At 65.6% G+C, this 21,627-nt stretch carries 20 protein-coding genes; 9 read left to right on the forward strand and 11 right to left on the reverse strand.

The genetic code is table 11. The annotated features are described in order from the left end of the window. Positions 1–33: 33 nt before the first annotated feature. From CLN94_RS03960 to lpdA, 5 genes are all read left to right on the forward strand, one after another. Positions 34–3,399 (forward strand): AsmA-like C-terminal region-containing protein, encoded by a 3,366-nt coding sequence (locus CLN94_RS03960; RefSeq protein WP_096431335.1) that lies wholly within the window; start codon positions 34–36, stop codon positions 3,397–3,399. Next, the gene (gene queA, locus CLN94_RS03965) at positions 3,396–4,442 is read left to right on the forward strand and encodes a tRNA preQ1(34) S-adenosylmethionine ribosyltransferase-isomerase QueA (protein WP_096431337.1); all 1,047 of its coding nucleotides are present in this window, start codon (positions 3,396–3,398) and stop codon (positions 4,440–4,442) included. Before CLN94_RS03960 ends, queA begins: the two co-directional genes overlap by 4 nt. 73 nt (positions 4,443–4,515) lie before the next feature. Next, the gene (locus CLN94_RS03970; RefSeq protein WP_096431339.1) at positions 4,516–5,769 is read left to right on the forward strand and encodes an MFS transporter; all 1,254 of its coding nucleotides are present in this window, start codon (positions 4,516–4,518) and stop codon (positions 5,767–5,769) included. Positions 5,770–5,821: 52 nt separating this feature from the next. Then, positions 5,822–6,385 carry a DUF924 family protein gene (locus CLN94_RS03975; RefSeq protein WP_096431341.1) on the forward strand — a complete coding sequence of 188 codons (564 nt, stop codon included), beginning with the start codon at positions 5,822–5,824 and terminating at the stop codon, positions 6,383–6,385. A 52-nt stretch (positions 6,386–6,437) separates the two neighbouring features. Further along, entirely contained in the window at positions 6,438–7,832 is a 1,395-nt protein-coding gene (gene lpdA, locus CLN94_RS03980) for a dihydrolipoyl dehydrogenase (RefSeq protein ID WP_096431343.1), read from the forward strand. Between the two features lie 90 nt (positions 7,833–7,922). On the opposite strand, the gene CLN94_RS03985 is transcribed toward lpdA, so the two are convergent. After that, the gene (locus CLN94_RS03985) at positions 7,923–8,297 is read right to left on the reverse strand and encodes a rhodanese-like domain-containing protein (RefSeq protein WP_096431345.1); all 375 of its coding nucleotides are present in this window, start codon (positions 8,295–8,297) and stop codon (positions 7,923–7,925) included. A gap of 256 nt (positions 8,298–8,553) precedes the next feature. Here CLN94_RS03985 and uvrA point away from each other — a divergent pair, with 256 nt between their 5' ends. Next, complete coding sequence (gene uvrA / locus CLN94_RS03990) at positions 8,554–11,409, forward strand: excinuclease ABC subunit UvrA (RefSeq protein WP_096431347.1); 2,856 nt, start codon at positions 8,554–8,556, stop codon at positions 11,407–11,409. A gap of 2 nt (positions 11,410–11,411) precedes the next feature. Here uvrA and CLN94_RS03995 read toward each other — a convergent pair whose 3' ends face one another. The 8 genes from CLN94_RS03995 to CLN94_RS04030 form a co-directional block, all read right to left on the reverse strand. Continuing rightward, the gene (locus CLN94_RS03995; protein WP_096431349.1) at positions 11,412–11,801 is read right to left on the reverse strand and encodes a hypothetical protein; all 390 of its coding nucleotides are present in this window, start codon (positions 11,799–11,801) and stop codon (positions 11,412–11,414) included. Positions 11,802–11,811: 10 nt separating this feature from the next. Beyond that, on the reverse strand, positions 11,812–12,165 hold the full coding sequence (locus CLN94_RS04000) for an excinuclease ABC subunit A (RefSeq protein ID WP_245845071.1): 354 nt from the start codon (positions 12,163–12,165) through the stop codon (positions 11,812–11,814). Between the two features lie 161 nt (positions 12,166–12,326). Then, positions 12,327–12,530 (reverse strand): YgaP family membrane protein, encoded by a 204-nt coding sequence (locus CLN94_RS04005; RefSeq protein WP_096431351.1) that lies wholly within the window; start codon positions 12,528–12,530, stop codon positions 12,327–12,329. Between the two features lie 92 nt (positions 12,531–12,622). Next, positions 12,623–13,267, reverse strand: a complete 645-nt coding sequence (locus tag CLN94_RS04010) for a Crp/Fnr family transcriptional regulator (RefSeq protein WP_096431353.1) — start codon at positions 13,265–13,267, stop codon at positions 12,623–12,625. A gap of 87 nt (positions 13,268–13,354) precedes the next feature. Beyond that, the gene (mmsB, locus tag CLN94_RS04015; protein WP_096431355.1) at positions 13,355–14,227 is read right to left on the reverse strand and encodes a 3-hydroxyisobutyrate dehydrogenase; all 873 of its coding nucleotides are present in this window, start codon (positions 14,225–14,227) and stop codon (positions 13,355–13,357) included. A gap of 30 nt (positions 14,228–14,257) precedes the next feature. After that, positions 14,258–15,301 (reverse strand): enoyl-CoA hydratase/isomerase family protein, encoded by a 1,044-nt coding sequence (locus CLN94_RS04020; protein ID WP_096431357.1) that lies wholly within the window; start codon positions 15,299–15,301, stop codon positions 14,258–14,260. Then, on the reverse strand, positions 15,301–16,446 hold the full coding sequence (locus tag CLN94_RS04025) for an acyl-CoA dehydrogenase family protein (RefSeq protein ID WP_096431359.1): 1,146 nt from the start codon (positions 16,444–16,446) through the stop codon (positions 15,301–15,303). The genes CLN94_RS04020 and CLN94_RS04025 overlap by 1 nt, the downstream gene beginning before the upstream one ends. Before the next feature lie 199 nt (positions 16,447–16,645). Further along, positions 16,646–18,145, reverse strand: a complete 1,500-nt coding sequence (locus CLN94_RS04030; protein WP_096431361.1) for a CoA-acylating methylmalonate-semialdehyde dehydrogenase — start codon at positions 18,143–18,145, stop codon at positions 16,646–16,648. A 102-nt stretch (positions 18,146–18,247) separates the two neighbouring features. Between CLN94_RS04030 and CLN94_RS04035 the strand changes: the two genes are divergently transcribed. From CLN94_RS04035 to coaD, 3 genes are all read left to right on the forward strand, one after another. Beyond that, the gene (locus CLN94_RS04035) at positions 18,248–19,150 is read left to right on the forward strand and encodes a LysR family transcriptional regulator (protein WP_096431363.1); all 903 of its coding nucleotides are present in this window, start codon (positions 18,248–18,250) and stop codon (positions 19,148–19,150) included. A 56-nt stretch (positions 19,151–19,206) separates the two neighbouring features. Next, a complete protein-coding gene (locus tag CLN94_RS04040) occupies positions 19,207–19,641 on the forward strand; it encodes a CBS domain-containing protein (RefSeq protein WP_096431365.1) in 435 nt (144 codons plus the stop codon). Positions 19,642–19,737: 96 nt separating this feature from the next. Beyond that, entirely contained in the window at positions 19,738–20,229 is a 492-nt protein-coding gene (gene coaD / locus CLN94_RS04045) for a pantetheine-phosphate adenylyltransferase (RefSeq protein ID WP_096431367.1), read from the forward strand. Positions 20,230–20,275: 46 nt separating this feature from the next. Here the strand turns inward: coaD and CLN94_RS13910 are convergent, their stop codons facing one another. After that, the gene (locus CLN94_RS13910) at positions 20,276–20,419 is read right to left on the reverse strand and encodes a hypothetical protein (protein ID WP_179300220.1); all 144 of its coding nucleotides are present in this window, start codon (positions 20,417–20,419) and stop codon (positions 20,276–20,278) included. Positions 20,420–20,457: 38 nt separating this feature from the next. Further along, positions 20,458–21,459, reverse strand: a complete 1,002-nt coding sequence (gap, locus tag CLN94_RS04050) for a type I glyceraldehyde-3-phosphate dehydrogenase (protein WP_096431369.1) — start codon at positions 21,457–21,459, stop codon at positions 20,458–20,460. Positions 21,460–21,627: the final 168 nt, after the last annotated feature.

Here is a 21,627-nt window from a genome sequence, read left to right on the forward strand (position 1 = left end):
ACGAGGGAAAAAACCCCCGCGCCGCGAGGTAGGATGACCGACACGCAACAGCCACCGCCCGCACCCGACGGTGCGGCGCCCGTTCGGGCGAAGGCATCGGCTGGCCCGGACCTGCCCCCGGTGGCTCCGGGTGGTCCGGCGGAACGGCGCCGCAAGGGTGGGCGCTTTGGGCCGCTGATGTTGCTCAGCCTGCCGTTCATTCTGGTCTTTCTGCTTTTTGTCGGCCTCGCGGTCACGCATCGCGCGCTCGCCTTGCCGGGCTGGGTGGTGACGCAGGTCGAGACCCGCGCGAACGCGGCGTTGGCAGGGCAGATGCGGGTTCGGATCGTCGAAGGCGCGGATGTCATCGTCGATGAGGGCGTGCGCCCGCGCATCCGCTTTCACGGGGTGACCTTGATGCGCCCGGATGGTCGCCCGCTGGCGCATCTGCCCGAGCTGCGCACCACGCTTTTTGCCCAGCCGCTGTTGCGCGGCAAGGTGGTGCCGCGCTCGTTCCGGGTGCGCGGCGCGGAGGTCGCGCTGGCGCGCCTGCCCGACGGGCGGCTTGACCTTGAGCTGGGGCCGGGTGGCGATTTCGCCGAGATGGAAGGCGTCTCGCTGACGCAGGTGCTGGCGGCGTTCGAAGGGCTGTTCGGTCTGCCGGGGCTGCGCGATCTGGAGCGGATCGAGGGTGAGGATCTGCGCATCCGGCTGACCGATCAGCGCCTTGATCGGGTCTGGAACGTGCGCGACGGCGCCGTCACGCTGACGCAGGATGCGCGCGAAATCTCGATCCTGCTGGCCTTTGGCATCGGCGGCGAGGGCGAGGTGCCTGCGCGCGTGGCGATCACCGGCAGCACCTCGAAAGCCGGGCTTGAGGCGAATTTCTCGGCCAATGTGACCAATGTGAATGCGCGCGATCTTGCGGTGCAGACGCCCGCGCTGGCGCCGCTGCAGGTGGTCGATGCGCCGATCTCGGGCTCGCTGCGTTCGGGGATCGACGGGCAGGGGCGGCTGTCGCGGATGAACGCGGTGCTGGAGATCGGCCCGGGCGCGATCCGCCCCGACCCGCGCGTCGAACAGGTGCCGATGCGCGGCGCCAAGGTCTATCTCGAATACGATCCGCAGGCCGGGCAGATGCGCTTTACCGACCTGAGCTTCGACAGTCGCGCGCTGCGGCTGCGGGCCTCGGGGCAGACGTTGCTGCGTGATCTGCAAGGCGGGCTGCCGCGGCAGGTGATCGGGCAGGTCGAGATCGCCGATCTGCAGCTTGACCCCGAGGGGTTGTTCGAGGCGCCCGCGATCTTTACCGGCGGCGCGGTGGATCTGCGGCTGAGCTTCGATCCTTTCGCGCTGGAAATCGGGCAGATGCAGCTTCTGGATGGCGACACGCGGCTGACCGCGACCGGCACCGCACGGGTTCTGCCCGAGGGCTGGCAGGTTGCCGTCGACAGCCGCATCAACCAGGTCAGCTCCGAGCGCCTGATTCAGCTCTGGCCGACCTTCGTCGTGCCCAAGACCCGCGACTGGGTCGCGCAGAACGTCTCGACGGGCGAGCTGCGCAATGTGCGCGCGGCGCTGCGCACGCGGCCGAAGCAGGACCCGGAACTGGCGCTGAACTACGAGTTTCGCGGTGCCGAGGTGCAGGTGCTGCGCACCCTGCCCAAGGTGCAGGAGGGCCGCGGCTTCGCCGCGATTTTCGGGCATCGCCACGGGCTGATGGTCGAGGAGGGACATGTCGTGCCGCCCTCGGGGGGCAAGGTCGAGGTGGCCGACACGGTGCTGGTCGTGCCCGACCTGCGCATCAAGCCCGCCCCGGCGGTGGTCAACCTGCGCACCCGCTCGCCGATCCCGGCGGCGCTGTCGCTGCTTGATCAGCCACCCTTCGAGTTTCTGACCAAGGCGGGCCGACCGACCGATCTGGCACAGGGCTGGGCCGAGGCGCTGACCATTCTGCACCTGCCGCTGGCGGAACATCTCGCGCCCGAGGATGTCGTCTTCGAGGTGGCGGCGCGGCTGACCGATGTCACCTCGGATCAGGTCGTGCCGGGGCGGGAGCTGCGCGCGTCGCAGCTCGACCTGCGCGCGGATCGCGAGACGCTGTCGATTGCGGGGGCGGGGACGCTCTCGGAGGTGCCCTTCGAGGCCGAATGGCGCCAACCGCTTGCCGCCGAGGCCAAGGGGCGCTCGCAGGTCGATGGGCGGCTTTTGCTGAGCCAGGCGGCGCTGGATGCTTTCGAGATCCGCATGCCGCAGGGGATGGTGTCGGGCGAGGGCTGGGCCGATCTGCATCTCGATCTGTCCAGCGAGGCGCCGACGCGCTACCGCCTGACGAGCCGGCTGGAGGGGATCGGCCTTGCGCTGCCGCAGATCGGCTGGGCGCTTGGCAAGGGCACAACCGCGCGGCTCGAACTTGACGGCGCGCTGGGGGCGCCCGCCAGCGTCGAGCGGCTGTCCTTTGCTGGGCCCGGGCTGAAGGCCGAAGGCGCGCTGAGCCTGTTGCCCGAAGGCGGGCTGGAGCGCGCGCGCTTCTCGGAGCTCGATATCGGCAGCTGGTTCTCGGGCAGCGCGGAGCTGATCGGGCGCGGCAATGCGGCCCCGGATGTCGTCGTGACCGGTGGGCAGTTCGATCTGCGCAATTTCCCCGGTGGTGGTGCGGCCAGCGGGCAGGGCGACGCGGGGCAGATCACGGTTTCGCTCGACGGGCTGCGGGTGAGCGACTCGATCCAGCTGACCGATGTGCAGGGCACGTTCAGCACGCGCGGCGGCATGAATGGCAAGTTCACGGGCGAGGTGAACGGGCGCGGTCCGCTCCGTGGCACGGTGGCGCCTGCCGAAAACGGCCGGGCGGCGGTGCGGGTGCTGTCGGACGATGCCGGGCGGGTGTTGCGCTCGGCCGGGGTGTTCGACCGGGGTCGCGGCGGCACGCTCGACCTGACCTTGCTGCCGGTCGGGGCAAACGATTACGACGGCAAGCTCAAGATGACCGATTTCCGCGTCAAGGATGCGCCGGTGCTGGCGACGATGCTGGGGGCGGCCTCGGTGATCGGGCTGGTCGAGCAGTTGAATGGCGACGGCATCCTGTTCTCCGAGGTCTCGGGGCGGTTCCTCTTGACCGATCAGGGGGTTCAGATCAGAAGGGGCGACGCGGTCGGGGCCTCGATGGGGGTCACGATGACCGGCAATTTCTATCCCGCGAGTGGAAAGATCGACATGCAGGGCGTGGTGTCGCCATTCTATCTGGTCAATGGCATCGGGCAGGTGCTGACCCGGCGCGGCGAGGGGCTGTTCGGCTTCAACTACACGCTGACCGGCACGCAGCTTGCCCCGGTCGTCACTGTGAACCCGTTCTCGCTGTTCACGCCGGGCATGTTCCGCGAGATTTTCCGCCGCGACCCTCCGCCACTGGCCCAAGAATGAAACTGGACGATTTCGATTTTCACCTGCCCGAAGGGCTGATTGCGACGCGCCCGGCGCGCCCGCGCGACGCGGCGCGGCTGTTGCTGGCCGAGGGCGATGCGATCACCGATCGCCATGTGCACGACCTGGTCGATATCCTGCGTCCGGGCGACCGGCTGGTGTTGAACAACACCAAGGTGATCCCGGCGCGGCTGGCGGGCACGCGCACGCGCCAGAGCGCGCAGGGCGAGGTGGTGGCCAAGGTCGAGGTGACGCTGCTGGAGCCCGCGCCGGGGGGCGAATGGAGCGCGCTGGCAAAGCCCCTGCGCAAGCTCCGCGAAGGGGAGGAGATCGTGTTCTCGCCGGCGCTCTCGGCTGAGGTGCGCGCGATCGAGGCAGGCCAGATGCGCATCGCCTTCAACCTCGCGGGCGAGGATTTCGACGTGGCGCTGGCCGAGGCGGGCGCGATGCCCTTGCCGCCCTATATCGCCGCGCTGCGCGCCCCCGACGAGGCCGACAAATCCGATTACCAGACCGTTTTCGCGCGCCATTCGGGCGCCGTGGCGGCCCCCACCGCGAGCCTGCATTTCACGCCGGAACTTCTGGAAAAACTGCATGAAAAAGGCGTCACCTTCACCGAGGTCACGCTGCATGTCGGCGCGGGCACCTTCCTGCCGGTCAAGGTCGAGGACGTGACCACCCATAATATGCATGCCGAATGGGGCGAGGTCAGCGCCGCTGCCGCCGCCGAGATCGCCGCCACCAAGGCCGCCGGAGGGCGGGTCATTCCGGTCGGCACCACGGCGCTGCGGCTGATCGAGACGGCCGCGCGCAGCGGGCAGATCGCGCCTTTCGAGGGCACGACCGATATCTTCATCTACCCGGGCTTCACCTTCCACGTGGCCGACGCGCTGATGACCAATTTCCATCTGCCGAAATCGACGCTCTTGATGCTGGTTTCGGCGCTGATGGGGCAGGACCGCATCCGCCGCATCTATTCCCATGCCGTGGCCAACGGCTATCGGTTCTTTTCCTATGGTGACGCGTCGCTTCTGATCCCGTGATGTCGGTATCAGCCTGTTCCTGCCGTCGCGGCGGGGGTAGACGTGGCCTCTTTGACCTGTAAGGCTCGCGGTTATGATCGACGTTCTCAAACAATCCTGGGCGCTGTTGCTGGGCATCCTTTTGCTGATGGTCGGCAATGGGATGCAGGGCACGCTCCTGGGGATTCGGGGCGAGATCGAGGGCATCGACACCTTCCACATGTCGCTGGTGATGTCGGCCTATTTCGCAGGCTTCCTGTTCGGCTCGCGCATGGTGCCGGGGATGATCGCGCGGGTGGGCCATGTGCGGGTCTTCGCGGCGCTCGGATCACTGATCTCGGCGGTGCTGATCCTCTATGCCGCCGCGCCGAACTGGTATGCGTGGACGGCGCTGCGGCTGTTGATCGGGTTCTGTTTCTCGGGGGTCTATATCACCGCCGAGAGCTGGCTGAACGCCTCCTCGACCAATGCGACGCGTGGGCGCGCGCTCTCGGCCTATATGATCATGCAGATGGTCGGCATCACCGCCGCGCAATTCCTGCTGAACGTGGGCGATCCGGCGGGGTGGTTCCTGTTCGTGATCCCCTCGGTGCTGGTGTCGATCGCCTTCACGCCGATCCTGCTGTCGGCGAGCCCCGCGCCGCGCTTTGATACGATCGAGCGGATGAGCTTCGCGCGGCTGTTTCGCGCCTCGCCGCTGGGCTGTGTCGGCATCTTCCTGATGGGCGGGATATTTTCGGCGCTTTTCGCCATGGCCTCGGTCTGGGGCACGAGCGTCGGCCTCGGCGTGCGCGAGATTTCGTCCTTCGTCGCCGCGATCTATATCGGCGGGCTGGTCGCGCAATATCCGATCGGCTGGCTGTCGGACCGGATGGACCGGCGCGTCCTGATCCTCGCGCTTTCGGCCCTCGGTGCGGTGGCGATGTTCGCAGTGGTGGCGCTGGACCCGCCCTTTGGCGTGATCCTCTTTGCCGGCGCGCTGATGGGCGGCGTCGCGAACCCGCTCTATTCGCTGCTCCTGGCCTATACCAACGACTTCCTTGAGCTCTCGGACATGCCGGCGGCCTCGGCGGGGTTGATGTTCATCAACGGGGTGGGGGCGGTGACCGGCCCGATCCTGACCGGCTGGCTGATGGGCGCGACCGGGTCGAACGGGTTCTTCCTGTTCCTCGGCGTGCTGAGCGCGGGGCTGGCGGGCTATGCAGGCTGGCGGATGACGCGCCGCCCGTCGGTGCCGCCCGAAGAGACCGGGGCCTTTGCGGTGCTTTCGCCAGCGGCGACAACGCTTGCCGTCGAGCTCGCGCTGGAGGCCGCGCAAGAGGACACGCCCGAGCCTTCCGCGCCCTGAGGTTGCAATCTGATCCCTCGAAGCGCAGCATGGAGCTTTGAGGGAGGATCGCATGGAAACGCCACAGACGCTGCTGGACTATTGGGAACATGAGGTCGGTGCCAAGCGCTGGTATGCCTCGGACGGGGTGCTGGACGCCGCAATCCGCGATCGCTTTCTGGCGCTCTGGCAAGAGGCGCGGGGCGGGGCGCTTGAGGATTGGCGCGCGACACCAGAGGGCGCGCTCGCGCTGGTGATCCTGCTCGATCAGTTCCCCCGCAACATGTTCCGCGATGGCGCCGAAAGCTTCGCCACCGATGCGCAGGCGCGCGAGGTCGCGCGATCCGCGATCGAGGCAGGGCAGGACGCAAGCATCGCACCGCCGCTCAAGCAGTTCTTCTACCTGCCCTTCATGCATTCCGAGGAGCTGGCCGATCAGGATTATGCCATCGCGCTGTTCTCGACGCGCCTGCCCGGCGACAACCTGCGCCACGCCCGCGCCCATCGCGCGGTGATCGCGCGGTTCGGTCATTTCCCCTGGCGCAACCGCGCGCTCGGCCGCGAGACGGGCCGCGACGAAGAGCGGTTTCTTGCCGAGGGCGGCTATGGAAAAGCGCTGCAGGAGGTTTCTGATTGAAGTGCTGAAAAAAATAGTTTAATGCCAAACTAGTTTTTAGGCGGAGGATCCCATGACCGAGAAAAGCTTCGATATGATCGTTATTGGCGCAGGCCCGGGGGGCTATGTGGCCGCGATCCGGGGCGCGCAGCTTGGGCTGAATGTCGCCATCGTCGAGCGCGAGCATCTGGGCGGTATCTGCCTGAACTGGGGCTGTATCCCGACCAAGGCGCTCCTGCGCTCGGCCGAGGTGTTCCACCTGATGGAGCGCGCCAAGGATTTCGGCCTCTCGGCGGACAAGATCGGCTATGACCTCGACGCGGTCGTGCAGCGTTCGCGCGGCGTGGCCAAGCAGCTTTCCGGCGGCATCGGTCACCTGATGAAAAAGAACAAGATCACCGTCTTCATGGGCGCCGCGACGATCCCGGCCAAGGGCAAGGTTTCGGTCAAGACCGACAAGGGCACCGAGGAGCTGAGCGCGAAGGCCATCGTGCTGGCAACCGGCGCGCGGGCGCGTGAACTGCCGGGCCTTGAGGCCGATGGCGATCTGGTCTGGACCTACAAGCACGCGCTGGTGCCGAGCCGCATGCCCAAAAAACTGCTGGTTATCGGTTCGGGCGCGATCGGTATCGAATTCGCCAGCTTCTTCAATACCTTGGGCGCCGACACCACGGTCGTCGAGGTGATGGACCGCGTCCTGCCCGTCGAAGACGCCGAGATATCGGCCTTCGCCAAGAAGCAGTTCGAAAAGCAGGGCATGAAGATCCGCGAAAAGACCACGGTCACCAAGCTCGACCGCGCCAAGGGCAAGGTCACCGCGCATCTCGAAGCCGGCGGCAAGACCGTCACCGAAGAGTTCGACACGGTGATCTCGGCGGTGGGCATCGTCGGCAATGTCGAGGGGCTGGGCCTCGAGGCGCTCGGCGTGAAAATCGACCGCACCCATGTCGTTGTCGATGAATTCTGCCGCACCGGCGTCGATGGGCTTTATGCCATCGGCGACATCGCCGGCGCGCCTTGGCTTGCCCACAAGGCCAGCCATGAAGGCGTGATGGTGGCCGAAGTGATCGCGGGCAAGCACGCCCACCCGATCAAACCCGGCTCGATCGCGGGCTGCACCTATTGCCACCCGCAGGTCGCCTCGGTTGGCATGACCGAAGCCAAGGCGAAAGAGGCGGGCTATCAGGTCAAGGTCGGCCGCTTCCCCTTCATTGGCAACGGCAAGGCGATCGCGCTTGGCGAGCCCGAAGGCTTGGTGAAAACCGTGTTCGATGCGAAAACCGGTGAGCTTCTGGGCGCGCATATGGTCGGCGCTGAGGTGACCGAGATGATCCAGGGCTATGTGATCGGCCGCACGCTGGAAACCGTCGAGGAAGACCTGATGAACACCGTCTTCCCGCATCCGACGCTCTCGGAAATGATGCATGAATCGGTGCTGAACGCCTATGGGCGCGCGCTGCACATCTGATTTCTTCTTGGCGAAAATACGCCGGGGGAATGCAAAAAGGGGCCGCTCAGGCCCCTTTTTCATGGGGGCAGCGCCCCCGTTTTTCCGGCCTCAGCCGCGCTCGACGGCGCCGCCCGCCTGATACCAGTCGTAAAGCCCGCCGAGGTTATAGACCTCTTTGTAGCCCATCTGCGCCAGCATCTGCGCCGCCCCCTGGCTGCGCGCGCCCGATGCGCAATAGAGCGCAACCGGCGTCTCCGGCGACAGCTCCTTGAGGCATTCCGGGCTCGCCGGATCGCATTTCATCTTGAGCGCCATCAGCGGCACATGCAGCGCGCCCGCCGCCTTGCCCTGACGCAGCTCCATCCCGTCGCGCACGTCGATCACGACCAGCTCGCCCGCCGCGTGACGCGCGACCGCATCCTTTGCCGAGATCCGCTGCACACCCGCACCACCCGGGCCGGCCGCCCGCAGGAAGTTGAACATCGCTTAGCCCTTTCGCGTTCATTGCGCCCAATCGTCGCGGGCGCTTTCCCCTCATGTGGCAGATGCAGCATTTAAATCAAGAGGCGCGTTTGGAAATACATTCAGAAAAGCGAATGACTGATGCCTTGCGCGGCTTTTTGCCTGCACCTTGGGCGGGCAGGGCGCGGAAGTGACGAAAGTTCCCGCTTCGTTCGCACATTTCGATTGGAGACTCGCCGCCCTTCCCCTATCTAGAACCTGTCGAACGGGGGTTGGCATGGCGGAACAGAAGTTCATCGAAGTGCGCGGCGCGCGCGAGCATAATCTGAAGAACGTGGACCTCGATATTCCGCGCGATCAGTTCGTGGTGATCACCGGGCTTTCCGGCTCGGGCAAATCGAGCCTCGCCTTCGACACGATCTATGCCGAGGGCCAGCGCCGTTATGTCGAGAGCCTCTCGGCCTATGCGCGCCAGTTCCTCGACCAGATGGGCAAGCCCGATGTCGACCATATCTCGGGGCTCAGCCCCGCGATTTCCATCGAGCAGAAGACCACCTCGAAGAACCCGCGCTCGACCGTGGGCACGGTGACCGAGATTTACGACTACCTGCGGCTGTTGTTTGCCCGCGCCGGCACCCCCTTCAGCCCCGCCACCGGCCTGCCGATCGAGGCGCAGCAGGTGCAGGACATGGTCGACCGGGTGAGCGCCATGCCGGAGGGCACGCGCGGCTATCTGCTGGCCCCGATCGTGCGTGATCGCAAGGGTGAATACCGCAAGGAATTCAATGAGCTGCGCAAGCAGGGCTTCCAGCGCGTGAAGGTCAACGGCAGTTTCTACGAGCTGGAGGAACCGCCCGTCCTCGACAAGAAATTCCGCCACAACATCGACGTGGTCGTCGACCGTATCGTGGTGCGCGAGGGGATGGAGACGCGGCTGGCCGACAGTTTCCGCACTGCGCTCGACCTTGCCGACGGCATCGCGATTTTCGAGACGGCGCCCTCCGAAGGCGAGCCCGAGCGCATCACGTTTTCCGAGAATTTCGCCTGTCCCGTCTCGGGCTTCACCATCCCCGAGATCGAGCCGCGGCTGTTTTCCTTCAACGCGCCGTTTGGCGCCTGTCCGGTCTGCGACGGGTTGGGCGTTGAGCTGTTCTTTGACGAGCGGCTGGTGGTGCCCGACACCTCCCTGTCGCTGACCGCGGGCGCGCTGGCGCCCTGGGCGCGCTCGAAATCGCCCTATATCACTCAGACCATCCAGGCGCTGGCCAAGCATTATGGGTTCGACCCCAAGACGCCCTGGAAAAAGCTGCCCGAAGCGGTCCAACAGCTGTTCCTGCAAGGCTCTGGCGAAGAGGAAATCAAGTTCCGTTTCGACGAGGGTGGCCGCGTCTACGAGGTCAGCCGCACCTTCGAGGGCGTGATCCCGAACATGGAGCGGCGCTATCGCGAAACCGACAGCGCTTGGTCGCGCGAAGAGATGGAGCGCTATCAGAACAACCGCCCCTGCGGCGCCTGTTCGGGCTACCGTCTGAAGCCCGAGGCGCTGGCGGTCAAGATCGGCGGGCTGCATGTGGGGCAGGTCGTCGAGATGTCGATTAAGGAGGCCTATGCCTGGATCTCGGAGGTGCCCGCGCATCTGACCAAGCAAAAGGCCGAGATCGCCCAGGCTATCGTCAAGGAAATCCGCGAACGCCTTGGATTCCTTGTGAATGTCGGGCTCGATTACCTGACGCTCAGCCGCGCGGCGGGCACGTTGTCGGGCGGCGAAAGCCAGCGCATCCGGTTGGCCTCGCAGATCGGCTCGGGGCTGACGGGGGTGCTTTACGTGCTCGATGAACCCTCGATCGGGCTGCATCAGCGTGACAATGACCGGCTGTTGCAGACGCTGAAAAACCTGCGCGATCAGGGCAATACCGTGATCGTGGTCGAGCATGACGAGGATGCGATCCGCCATGCCGATTACGTGTTCGACATCGGCCCGGGCGCGGGCGTGCATGGCGGGCAGATCGTCGCGCGCGGCACGCCCGGCGAGATTGCCGCCGACCCCGCGAGCCTCACTGGGCAATACCTCTCGGGCACGCGCGAGATTGCCGTGCCCGCCACCCGCCGCCCCGGCAATGGTAAGGTGCTGCGCGTCGAGGGCGCGACCGGCAACAACCTGAAAAACGTCACCGCCGAGTTTCCGCTGGGCAAATTTGTCTGCGTTACGGGCGTTTCGGGCGGGGGCAAGTCGACGCTGACGATCGAGACCCTGTTCAAGACGGCGAGCCTGCGGCTGAACGGCGCGCGCCAGACGCCCGCGCCGTGCGAAACCATTCGCGGGCTCGAACATCTGGACAAGGTGATCGACATCGACCAGCGCCCGATCGGGCGCACGCCGCGGTCAAACCCGGCGACCTACACGGGTGCCTTTACCCCCATCCGCGACTGGTTCGCGGGCCTGCCCGAGGCGCAGGCGCGCGGCTACAAGCCGGGGCGGTTCAGCTTCAACGTCAAGGGTGGCCGTTGCGAGGCCTGTCAGGGCGACGGCGTCATCAAGATCGAGATGCACTTCCTCCCCGATGTCTATGTGACCTGCGAAACCTGCAAGGGGCATCGCTACAACCGCGAGACGCTGGAGGTAAAGTTTAAGGGTAAATCAATTGCAGACGTCCTTGAAATGACGGCCGAGGACGCGCAGGAATTCTTCAAGGCCGTGCCCTCGATCCGCGAGAAGATGGACGCGCTGAACGAGGTCGGTCTGGGCTATGTGAAGGTCGGCCAGCAGGCGACGACGCTTTCGGGTGGTGAGGCGCAGCGCGTCAAACTGTCGAAGGAACTGAGCCGCCGCGCCACCGGCCGCACGCTCTATATCCTCGATGAACCGACCACGGGCCTGCATTTCGAAGATGTGCGCAAGCTCTTGGAAGTGCTGCATTCTCTGGTCGAGCAGGGCAATACCGTGGTGGTGATCGAGCATAACCTCGATGTCATCAAGACTGCCGACTGGATCATCGACATCGGCCCCGAGGGCGGCGATGGCGGCGGGCAGATCGTGGCCGAGGGCACGCCCGAAGAGGTCGCCGCAAATCCCGCGAGCCACACCGGGCGCTACCTCGCGCCGATGCTCGGGATCAAGGTGGCGGCGGAATAGGGTTAACGCCGGTAGTGGCGTTTGACCTTTTCGATCACGGTCCCGGTCTCGGACGAGACCTTGTAGATCACGTTCTCGAAGATGTAATAGCGCCACGGCCCGTCCACCGGGGGCAGGTCGTAGCGGTTCAGGTCCATGATCATCGACTGTTCGTAGATCGGGAACGGGTCGCCGGGCTCGAACCGCTCGCGCAGCTTGCCCTGCAGCACCCAGCGCGTGTGACCGTTCACGCTGACCGCGCAGAACGTATCGCCGGATTTCAGCGTCCGGCACTCGCGTTCGGGCTCGGGCGCGGCGCCCGGACTGTCCTGCGCCAAGGCCGCCGTTGCCCCGCAAACCAGCGCCCCGGCGAGCCAGAGACGCAGCGGCGGCGGGGCGTATCGGCGATGCATCGCGCTCTCCTTACTCCAGCAGGGCGGCGGCGGCTCCGATGAAGTTCAGCACCTTGCCCGTCTCGCGGTCGACCCGGTAGACGTAGCCTTCCGAGCTCCAGTATTCATAACCGGGCTCCAGCCGGTAACGCGAGGGGTCGCGGATCACGACGTAATCGCCGCGGATCCGTTCGCCGCGCTCATAGCGATGTTTCAACTGACCGGGCGGCACGCAGCCATTGCCCTTCTTGGCGAGGCCCGGCGGGCAGAACAGCGTGCCCTGCGGCGGGGCGGCGGCTTTCATCTTGGGGCCATTGCCCTGCGCATGGGCCAGCGCGGGTTGCAAAAGCATCATGGCGACAAGGCCAGAGGTCAGGATTTTCATCGGGTCTCTCCCATCCATTTCCCGGAAATTATTACGCTTTCCGCGGGAAAGGGCCAATCACGCCCCTGTGTGACGCTGCATCTTGGGCCAAATGCCGCCACGCGCCCATGCAAAAGCCCGCCAGGCCGGGGCCGGGCGGGCTTTCACGCAAGCGCTCAGGCTTATTTCTTCATCGGGCAGGTGCTGAGGCCGATGATCGAGTAGAGCGGGCAGGTGCCCAGCAGCCCGGTCAGCAGCGGCACGATGCCGATCAGATAGGCCCAGCGATAGGCCGCATCGGCGTTAAGGAAGAAACCGACGAGAAGGGCGAGCCCGACGACGATGCGGAGGATGCGGTCGATGCCGCCGACGTTGTTCTTGAGCATGAAAATGGTCCTTTCAGCGCGTTAGGGCGTGGGGACTGCCCCACGACTCACCTGAAATATAGCTCAAAGCGGGGGAAGCGTCTGTGACGAGGTCACGAAAGGCTGGCGAGGCGCTCAAGTCCCGCGACGTCACGGATGATGACCGTGCCGCGGGCGGTCTCGATCAGGCCTGCGCGCGCCATCGCGTCGAGGCGACGGCTGATGACCTCGCGTGCGGTGCCGATCAGGACAGCGATCTGCCCCTGGGTGGCCTCGACGCGGCCTCCTTCGGCGCGCTCCAGCAGCAGCGCGGCGAGCCGGCATTCGACGCTCTGAAAGGCGACGCGTTCGAGAAGGGTGACGACATCGGTCATCCGCGTGGCAAAGGCGCGAAACACCAGCGCGCGGAAAGCCTCGGACTCGGACATCAGGCTGGCAAACAGTGCGCGCGGCACCATCACCACGCGCAATTCGCTGGCCGCGATCGCTTCGGCGGAATAGGGCGCATCGCCCAGAAGCCCCAGCGTTGTCTGCACGCAGCTTTGCCCCGGCTCGACCGCGTAAAGCAGCACCTCGCGCCCGCTCGGTCCGGTCAGGAACACCTCGACCCGCCCCGTCAGAACGATCGAGAAGGCCTCGGCCCGGTCGCCGGGGCGAAACACGACATGCCCTTTGGGCACATCGAACGGGGTCAGCGCGCCAAGTCGCCGCTGGGCGGTCGGGTCAAGCGTGGGGAGGTCGGAAAGCCAATCGGACATGGGTCCGATCTAATGCGCCACCGGAGGCGAGGCAAGGGGGCGAGGCAAGGGGAGGGGCCGGGTTTCCCCGGCCCCGGAGCGGGGCGCTTAGCCGCGCCCGCGTTTTTCGAACCGCGGCAGCATCGCCGAGAAATCCATGCCCTTGCCGTCTTCGAATTCGACAAACTGCGCGTAAAGCGCGGCCGCCAGATGCCCCATCGGCGTGTCGGCATTGGCCGATTCCGCCGCCTGCTGCGACAGCCGCAGATCCTTGAGCATCAGCTCGGCCGCGAAGCCGGGCTTGTAGTCGTTGTCGGCGGGGCTCGTCGGGCCGACGCCCGGCGCCGGGCAATAGGCGTTCATCGTCCAGCTGTAGCCCGAGCTGGTCGAGACCACGTCGAACATCTTCTGCCGGTCGAGGCCGAGCTTGTCGGCCAGCGCAAAGGCTTCGCAGGTGGCGATCATGGTGACGCCAAGGATCATGTTGTTGCAGATCTTGGCGGCCTGGCCCGCACCGGCCGCGCCGCAATGCACGGCCTTCTGGCCCATGATGTCAAAGAGCGGCTTCACGGTGGCAAAGGCCGCGTCGGTGCCGCCCGCCATGAAGGTGAGCGTGCCGTTGGTGGCGCCGCCGACGCCGCCCGAAACCGGCGCATCCAGCGCGCCGAGCCCGGCCTCTGCCGCCATCTCGGCCACCGCGCGCGCGCTGTCGACATCGACCGTCGAGCAATCGCACAGCACCGCGCCCGCGCGCATCGCCGGGATCACCTCGGCCGCGACCGTGCGCAGGATCGCGCCATTGGGCAGCATGGTGATGACCACATCCGCACCCGCCGCCGCCTCGGCGGCGCTGGCCGCCTTGGCGACACCCTCGGGGCAGGGCGCCACGAGGTCAAACCCGGTGACCTCATGGCCCGCGCCGATCAGGTTGGTCGCCATCGGGCCACCCATGTTGCCCAGTCCGATAAATCCGATTTTCATGTTTCCTCCCATGGCGTCATGCGCCGTTTTCTAGCCGACGAAGGGGATACGCCACTCTTCCGGCAAGGGTTTCAGAAGCGCTGCCACTTCCTCCATCGGCAGCGTTTCATGCGAATATTTCCACGACGGGTTGCGATCCTTGTCGATGATCTGGGCGCGGATGCCTTCCAGAAAATCGCCGTGCTCGGCCGCGCGCAGCGTAAAGCGAAACTCGTTTTCCAGCGCGGTGCGGATTTCGGGCGTGGCGCGGGTCATGCGGATCAGCCGCAGTGTCGCCTCTTCCGACAGCGCCGAGTTGCGGCGCAGGGTGGCCAGCGCCTCGGCGGCAAACGCGCCCGGCATCGCGGCGAGCTTCGCCATCACTTCATGGATATCCGCACCGTCGAAGGCCGCGTCGATCTCGGGGCGGCGCTCGGCCAGATAGCCCGGTTTCGCGGGGGTGCCGCCCTCGGGCAAGACGCCGGGATCGCCGGTCTCGGCCAGCTTAGCCTTGAGCGCCTCCCACTCGGCCTCGGGGATGTAGCGATCGGCAAAGCCCGCATAGATCGCATCCGCCGCGCCGATCCGGGTGCCGGTCGCGCCGAGGTATTCGCCCGTGCGCCCCGGCGCCGTCGCAAGGATCAACGTGCCGCCCACATCGGGGATCAGCCCGATGCCGGTTTCGGGCATGGCGATCTGCGTGGTGTCACCGACGATACGGTGGCTGGCATGCCCGCCGACCCCTACTCCGCCGCCCATCACGAAGCCCTGCATGAAGGCGACGACGGGCTTGGAATATTCCGCCACCACCGCGTTCATCCGGTATTCTTCGCGCCAGAAGGTCGGGCCGGTGGTGAAATCCCCCTGCCGCCCCATATGGTAGATCTTGGCGATGTCGCCGCCGGCGCAGAACGCCCGATCGCCCACCGCGTCGATGATGACCAGCGCCACCTCGGGGTCGTCGCGCCAGGCGTTCAGCGCCTCTTCGATCCCCATCGACATGTCGTAATCCAGCGCGTTCAGCGCCTTCTGGCGATTGAGGGTGATCCAGCCAGCGCGGCCTTGCTTGCGGGCGATCAGGGTCGGTTCATCCATCAGCCACGCTCCGCCAGCATCGCGCGGCCGACGATCAGCCGCATGATTTCATTGGTGCCCTCAAGGATCTGGTGCACGCGCAGGTCGCGCACGATCTTCTCGATCCCGTAATCGGCCAGATAGCCGTAGCCGCCATGCAGCTGCAGGCATTGGTTGGCCACGTCAAAGGCCGCGTCCGTCACGTAAAGCTTTGCCATGGCACAGAATTTCGTCGCGTCTGGCGCCTTGTTGTCGAGCTTCCAGGCGGCCTGGCGCAGGAAGGTGCGGGCCGATTGCAGCTTGACCTCCTGTTCCGCCAGACGGAATTGCAGCGCTTGGAACTGGTCGAGCGTGCGCCCGAAGGCCTTGCGTTCGCCCATGTAGCGCAGCGTCGCATCCAGCGCCGCCTGCGCGCCGCCAAGCGCCGAGGCCGCGATGTTCAGACGCCCGCCATCAAGCCCCGCCATCGCATAGACAAAGCCCTTGCCCTCCTCGCCCAAGAGGTTCTCGGCCGGAATGACGCAATCGTCGAACTGCACCTGCGCCGTGGGCTGCGCCTTCCAGCCCATCTTTTTCTCCAGCGCGCCGAACGAGAGGCCGGGCGTGCCGTCTTCCACGACCACCGTCGAGATGCCCTTGGGCCCGTCATCGCCAGTGCGCACCATCGTCACGTAGACATCGGAATAGCCGCCGCCCGAGATGAAGGCCTTGGTGCCATTGAGCTTCCAGCCGCCCTCGACCGCTTCGGCGCGGGTGCGCAGCGCTGCCGCGTCCGAGCCCGAGCCGGGCTCGGTCAGGCAATAGGAAAACACCTTTTCCATCGTGCAGAGCTGCGGCAACCAGCGCGCCTTGTCTTCGTCGGTGCCGAACTTGTCGATCATGCCGCCGCACATGTTGTGGATCGACAGGAACGAGCCCACCGCCGGGCAGGCCATCGCCAGTGCCTCGAAAATGAGCGTCGCATCGAGCCGCGACAGCCCCGAGCCGCCGTACTCCTCGGAGACGTAAATCCCGCCGAGGCCAAGCGCCGCGATCTTTTGCCAAAGCTCCTTCGGGATCGTGCCGGCCTCTTCCCAGATCACCGCGTTGGGCGCGATCTCGTCCTGACCGAAGGCATAGGCCATATCGAAAATGGCCTGCTGTTCCTCGCTGAGCGCAAAATCCATCGCATCCTCCCAAATCGCTATGAATTGAACACGTGTTTATTTTTCAATCCTTGCAAGAGTTTTGCAAGGTGGAGGGTGGGGGCGCTGCCCCCACACCCCGGCGTATTTTTCCCAAGAAGAAGAGGGCCGGGTTTCTTCTTGGAAAAAATACGCGTGCCGGAGGCTGGCGGGCCGCCGCGAGGCAGCCCGCCGGGACGGATCAGTCCATGGCCTTGAAGTTGAAGGCCGAGCCTTCCTTGATGCCCGAGGGCCAGCGCGCGGTGACGGTTTTCGTGCGCGTGTAGAAGCGGAACCCGTCGGGGCCGTGCTGGTTCAGGTCGCCAAAGCCCGATTTCTTCCAGCCGCCGAAGGTGTGATAGGCCAGCGGCACTGGGATCGGAACGTTGATCCCGACCATGCCGATGTTGATGCGGTTGGCGAAGTCGCGCGCGGTGTCGCCGTCACGGGTGAAGATCGCCGTGCCGTTGCCATACTCGTGGTCGATCGCGTAGCCGATCGCCTCTTCGTAGGTCCTGGCGCGCACCGTCGAGAGCACCGGGCCAAAGATTTCCTGGCGATAGATATTCATGTCGGTGGTGACGTTGTCGAACAGGGTCGGGCCTACGAAGAAGCCGTTTTCATAGCCTTGCAGCTTGAAATCGCGCCCGTCGCAGACCAGCGTCGCGCCTTGCTCGACGCCCGAGGTGATCAGGCCCTTCACGCGCTCCATCGCGGCCGAGGTGACCAGCGGGCCGTAATCCACGTCATCGCCCGCGGTGTAGGGGCCGACCTTGAGCTTTTCGATCCGCGGCACCAACGCCTCGATCAGGCGGTCGGCGGTTTCGTCGCCCACCGGCACCGCGACCGAGATCGCCATGCAGCGTTCGCCCGCCGCGCCAAAGCCCGCGCCCACCAGCGCATCGGCGGCCTGCTCCATGTCGGCGTCGGGCATGATGATCATGTGGTTCTTGGCACCGCCGAAGCATTGCGCGCGTTTGCCGGTCGCGGCGGCGCGCTCATAGATGTATTGCGCGATCGGGGTCGAGCCGACGAAGCCCACGGCCTGAATGACCGGGCTGTCGAGGATCGCGTCGACCGATTCCTTGTCGCCGTTGACGACCTGCAGAATGCCGTCGGGCAGGCCCGCTTCCTGGCACAGCTCCGCCAGCATCAGCGGCACCGAGGGGTCACGCTCCGACGGCTTCAGGATCATCGCGTTGCCCGAGGCAAGCGCCGGACCCATCTTCCACAGCGGGATCATGGCGGGGAAGTTGAACGGGGTGATCCCCGCGACGACGCCCAGCGGCTGACGCATCGAATACATGTCGATGCCGGGGCCGGCACTGTCGGTGAACTCGCCCTTCATGAAATGCGGCGCGCCGCAGGAGAATTCGATCACTTCAAGCCCGCGCTGCACATCGCCCTTGGCGTCGGGGAAGGTCTTGCCGTGCTCGCGCGAGAGCGCCTCGGCCAGCTTGTCCATGTCGCGGTTGATCAGGCGCACCAGCTCCATCATCACGCGGGCGCGCTTTTGCGGGTTGGTGGCGCCCCAGGCGACCTGCGCCTTGGCGGCATCGGCGACGGCGGCGTCGAGTTCGGCCTTCGAGGCCAGCGCCACGCGCGCCTGCACTTCGCCGGTGGCGGGGTTGTAGACATCGGCGAAGCGGCCCGAAGTGCCAGCCACGCGCTTGCCGTTGATCCAATGTCCGAGTTCTTGCATGAGGTCCTCCCGAGATCTGCTGGGTGCAGTTTAGGCTTGCGAAAATGCCTGTGAAAGAGGAAGTCTGGCAAAGGTGTTTTGCATTTTCGCAAAGGTTGGGTCATGGATTGGGACGATCTGCGCATCTTTCTGGCGGTGGCGCGCGCCGAGAGCCTGTCGGGGGCGGGGCGCGGGCTGAAATGCGACGCTGCCACGGTCGGGCGGCGTGTGGCGCGGCTGGAAGAGGCGATGGGCGCGCAGCTTTTCGTGAAGTCGCCGCAGGGCTATGCGCTGACCGAGGCCGGCGCCCGGCTCTTGCCCCATGCCGAGCGCGCCGAGCAGGCGATGGCGGGCGCCTCCGAAGAGCTTTCGGGGCGGGCGGGGCACCTGACCGGCTCGGTGCGGATTGGTGCGCCGGATGGCTGTGCGAATTATCTTTTGCCGCAGGTCTGCAAGGCGATCGCTGATGCCAATCCGGGGCTGGAAATTCAGGTCGTCGCGCTGCCGCGGGTGTTCAACCTGTCGAAACGCGAGGCCGATATGGCGATTGCCGTGTCGCCGCCGTCGGCCGGGCGGCTGACGGTGCAGAAGCTGACCGACTATCACCTGAGCCTCGCCGCGCATCGCGACTACCTTGCCACCCATCCCCCGGTGACCTCGTTGGCCGAGCTGCGCGGGCATCGGATGATCGGCTATATCCCCGACATGATTTTCGACAAGGAGTTGGACTATTTCGCCGAGACCGGCTGCGAGACGGTGACGCTGGGGTCGAACTCGGTCTCGGTGCAGACGCAGATGGTGCGCGCGGGCGCGGGGATGGCGATCGTGCATGACTTCGCGATTCCCTTCTGCCCCGGTGTGTGTCGCATCCTGCCTGAAGCGTTTCGCCTGACGCGCGCCTTCTGGCTGATCCGCCACGCCGATGACCGCCGCTCCGAGCGGCTGAACCGGCTGGCCGAGGCGCTGCGCATCGGTTTGCGCGATGAGGTGAACCGTTTGGAAACTCTTGCGCATGAGGCGACTTGACAGATTGTCGCACCCCGTATGATGGTTGTGTTAGCGATAGCATTGGGGAGGTTTGCATGCAGGTACAGCACATTCTGAAGGAAAAGGGCGAGAACGCGGTGATCACGGTCGCGCCGGGGAGCGCCCTTTCCGAGGTTGCCGAGAAGCTCTCGGTTCATCGGATCGGTGCGGTGCTTGTCTCGACGGATGGGAAAACGGTTGCCGGGATCGTCTCGGAGCGGGACGTGGTGCGCGTGCTCGGGCGCCAGGGCGCGGCCTGCCTCGCCGAGAAGGTCGAAAACGTGATGACCGCCAATCCCGAGGCCTGCACCCTCAATGAAGGCGTCGAAAGCGTGATGAACCGCATGAGCCGCGGCGGCTTCCGTCACATGCCGGTGGTCGAGGGCGGCGAATTGGTCGGGGTGATCTCGATCCGCGACGTGATCAAGGCCCAGGTCGCCATGCTGGCGATGGAGAAAGAGGCCCTCACCGGGATGATCATGGGCAACTGACGCTGCAATGCGGCATCGTGGGGCTTGCATTTCGGGGCGCAATATTGTTGCGTGGCCCTGAGCCCCACGAACTTCGGCGCAGCAGGAGAGACGCTCATGCGCATTGGCCTTTATCCCGGCACCTTTGACCCGGTCACCCTTGGCCATATCGACATCATCGAGCGGGGGCTGGCGCTGGTCGACCGGCTCGTGGTCGGCGTTGCGATCAACCGCGACAAGGGGCCGCTGTTCTCGCTGGAAGAGCGCGTCGAGATGCTGGAAGCGGAATGCGCCCGCATCACCGCGCGCTGCGGTGGCGAGATCGTCGTGCACCCGTTCGAGAACCTGCTGATCAACTGCGCCCATGACGTCGGCGCCCAGGTGATCGTGCGCGGCCTGCGCGCGGTGGCGGATTTCGAATATGAATTCCAGATGGTCGGAATGAACCGCGCGCTCGACAGCTCGGTCGAGACCGTGTTCCTGATGGCCGATGCCCGTCGGCAGGCGATCGCCTCGAAGCTGGTCAAGGAAATCTGCCGCCTCGGCGGGGATGTGTCGAAATTCGTCACCCCCGAGGTCAAGATCCGCCTCGACGAGAAGTTCCGCTAATTCAATCGGATAGATTGGAAGCCGTCATGCTGGACGGTAGCTGGCGCTAGCGCCAGAAGGCGACGTATTGCACCAGTTCCAGGAACTTTCCCGCCAGGAACAGGATGCCGCGCCAGTCGAACGCGGAGGCGTCGACCAGGATAGCGAGAAGGATGATGGCTGCGAGCCAGAGGGCGATCCGGTTGGTCATCCGTGAGTGCGCCCCCGAAGGGGCGCAGTCCGTTTCGGTCAGATCAGGCGGCCGATGGCATTGGCCACGTCGGCCATGCGGCACGAGAAGCCCCATTCGTTGTCATACCAGGCCAGCACGCGCACGAGCTTGCCGCCGGTGACCTTGGTCTGGTCCGGGGCGAAGATCGAGGATTGCTCGGTGTGGTTGAAGTCGATCGAGACTTTCGGCTCCGGATCGTAGCCCAGAACGCGCGCCATGTGTCCCATCGCGGCTTCGCGCACGATCTCGTTGACCTCGTCCACGGTGACCGACTTGTTGGCGATGAAGGTCAGGTCGACGGCCGAGACGTTCGGGGTCGGCACGCGCATCGCGGTGCCGTCGAGCTTGCCGACCAGCGCGGGCAGCACCTCACCGATCGCTTTCGCGGCACCGGTCGAGGTCGGAACCATCGACATCGCGGCGGCGCGGGCGCGATAGAGATCCTTGTGGCGACGGTCCAGCGTCGGCTGGTCGCCGGTGTAGGAGTGGATCGTGGTCATGATGCCCGACTCGATGCCGATCGCATCGTTCAGCACCTTGGCCAGCGGCGCGAGGCAGTTGGTGGTGCACGAGCCGTTCGAAACGACCAGATGCTCGCTCAGCAGTTCGTTGTCGTTCACGCCGAAGACGATGGTCTTGTCAGCGTTTTTCGCCGGGGCCGAGACCAGAACGCGCTTGGCGCCGCGGCCGAGGTGCACCGCCGCCTTGGCGCGGTCGTTGAACTTGCCGGTGCATTCCAGCACGACATCGACGCCGTCCCAGTTCAGCTCGTCGGGATTGTAGGTCGACATCACGTCGATCGGGCCCTGACCGAGATCGAGCGTCTTGCCTTCGACCTTGACCTGACCGGCGAAGCGGCCGTGGACCGAGTCATATTTCAGCAGGTGGGCGTTGGTTTCGATCGGGCCGGTCGCGTTGATCTTCACGACCTGCACGTCGTTGCGCGCGGCTTCCGCGATATGGGCCAGCGTGCAGCGGCCGATCCGGCCAAACCCGTTGATGCCGATGGTGACGGTCATAGGCGCTCTCCTGAGGTGAATCCCTGAATTGTCGAGGCGATAGCACGGCGAGGGGGGCGCGGGAAAGCCGTGGAATGGGGCTGATACCGCAAACAATGAATGGTTGCGGTAACGTTAGCGGTGACGTTCCGCGTCAGAACCGCGCAGCTTCGCGAGGCCCTGCCCGGG

The organism is Pseudothioclava arenosa (assembly GCF_002358085.1).
GTDB lineage: Bacteria > Pseudomonadota > Alphaproteobacteria > Rhodobacterales > Rhodobacteraceae > Pseudothioclava > Pseudothioclava arenosa.

Excerpts from the sequence above, each read along its gene's own strand:
- CLN94_RS03960 (WP_096431335.1), top strand. The coding sequence starts at position 34 with ATGACCGACACGCAACAGCCACCGCCCGCACCCGACGGTGCGGCGCCC.
- queA (WP_096431337.1), top strand. The coding sequence starts at position 3,396 with ATGAAACTGGACGATTTCGATTTTCACCTGCCCGAAGGGCTGATTGCG.
- CLN94_RS03970 (WP_096431339.1), top strand. The coding sequence starts at position 4,516 with ATGATCGACGTTCTCAAACAATCCTGGGCGCTGTTGCTGGGCATCCTT.
- CLN94_RS03975 (WP_096431341.1), top strand. The coding sequence starts at position 5,822 with ATGGAAACGCCACAGACGCTGCTGGACTATTGGGAACATGAGGTCGGT.
- lpdA (WP_096431343.1), top strand. The coding sequence starts at position 6,438 with ATGACCGAGAAAAGCTTCGATATGATCGTTATTGGCGCAGGCCCGGGG.
- CLN94_RS03985 (WP_096431345.1), bottom strand. The coding sequence starts at position 8,297 with ATGTTCAACTTCCTGCGGGCGGCCGGCCCGGGTGGTGCGGGTGTGCAG.
- uvrA (WP_096431347.1), top strand. The coding sequence starts at position 8,554 with ATGGCGGAACAGAAGTTCATCGAAGTGCGCGGCGCGCGCGAGCATAAT.
- CLN94_RS03995 (WP_096431349.1), bottom strand. The coding sequence starts at position 11,801 with ATGCATCGCCGATACGCCCCGCCGCCGCTGCGTCTCTGGCTCGCCGGG.
- CLN94_RS04000 (WP_245845071.1), bottom strand. The coding sequence starts at position 12,165 with ATGAAAATCCTGACCTCTGGCCTTGTCGCCATGATGCTTTTGCAACCC.
- CLN94_RS04005 (WP_096431351.1), bottom strand. The coding sequence starts at position 12,530 with ATGCTCAAGAACAACGTCGGCGGCATCGACCGCATCCTCCGCATCGTC.
- CLN94_RS04010 (WP_096431353.1), bottom strand. The coding sequence starts at position 13,267 with ATGTCCGATTGGCTTTCCGACCTCCCCACGCTTGACCCGACCGCCCAG.
- mmsB (WP_096431355.1), bottom strand. The coding sequence starts at position 14,227 with ATGAAAATCGGATTTATCGGACTGGGCAACATGGGTGGCCCGATGGCG.
- CLN94_RS04020 (WP_096431357.1), bottom strand. The coding sequence starts at position 15,301 with ATGGATGAACCGACCCTGATCGCCCGCAAGCAAGGCCGCGCTGGCTGG.
- CLN94_RS04025 (WP_096431359.1), bottom strand. The coding sequence starts at position 16,446 with ATGGATTTTGCGCTCAGCGAGGAACAGCAGGCCATTTTCGATATGGCC.
- CLN94_RS04030 (WP_096431361.1), bottom strand. The coding sequence starts at position 18,145 with ATGCAAGAACTCGGACATTGGATCAACGGCAAGCGCGTGGCTGGCACT.
- CLN94_RS04035 (WP_096431363.1), top strand. The coding sequence starts at position 18,248 with ATGGATTGGGACGATCTGCGCATCTTTCTGGCGGTGGCGCGCGCCGAG.
- CLN94_RS04040 (WP_096431365.1), top strand. The coding sequence starts at position 19,207 with ATGCAGGTACAGCACATTCTGAAGGAAAAGGGCGAGAACGCGGTGATC.
- coaD (WP_096431367.1), top strand. The coding sequence starts at position 19,738 with ATGCGCATTGGCCTTTATCCCGGCACCTTTGACCCGGTCACCCTTGGC.
- CLN94_RS13910 (WP_179300220.1), bottom strand. The coding sequence starts at position 20,419 with ATGACCAACCGGATCGCCCTCTGGCTCGCAGCCATCATCCTTCTCGCT.
- gap (WP_096431369.1), bottom strand. The coding sequence starts at position 21,459 with ATGACCGTCACCATCGGCATCAACGGGTTTGGCCGGATCGGCCGCTGC.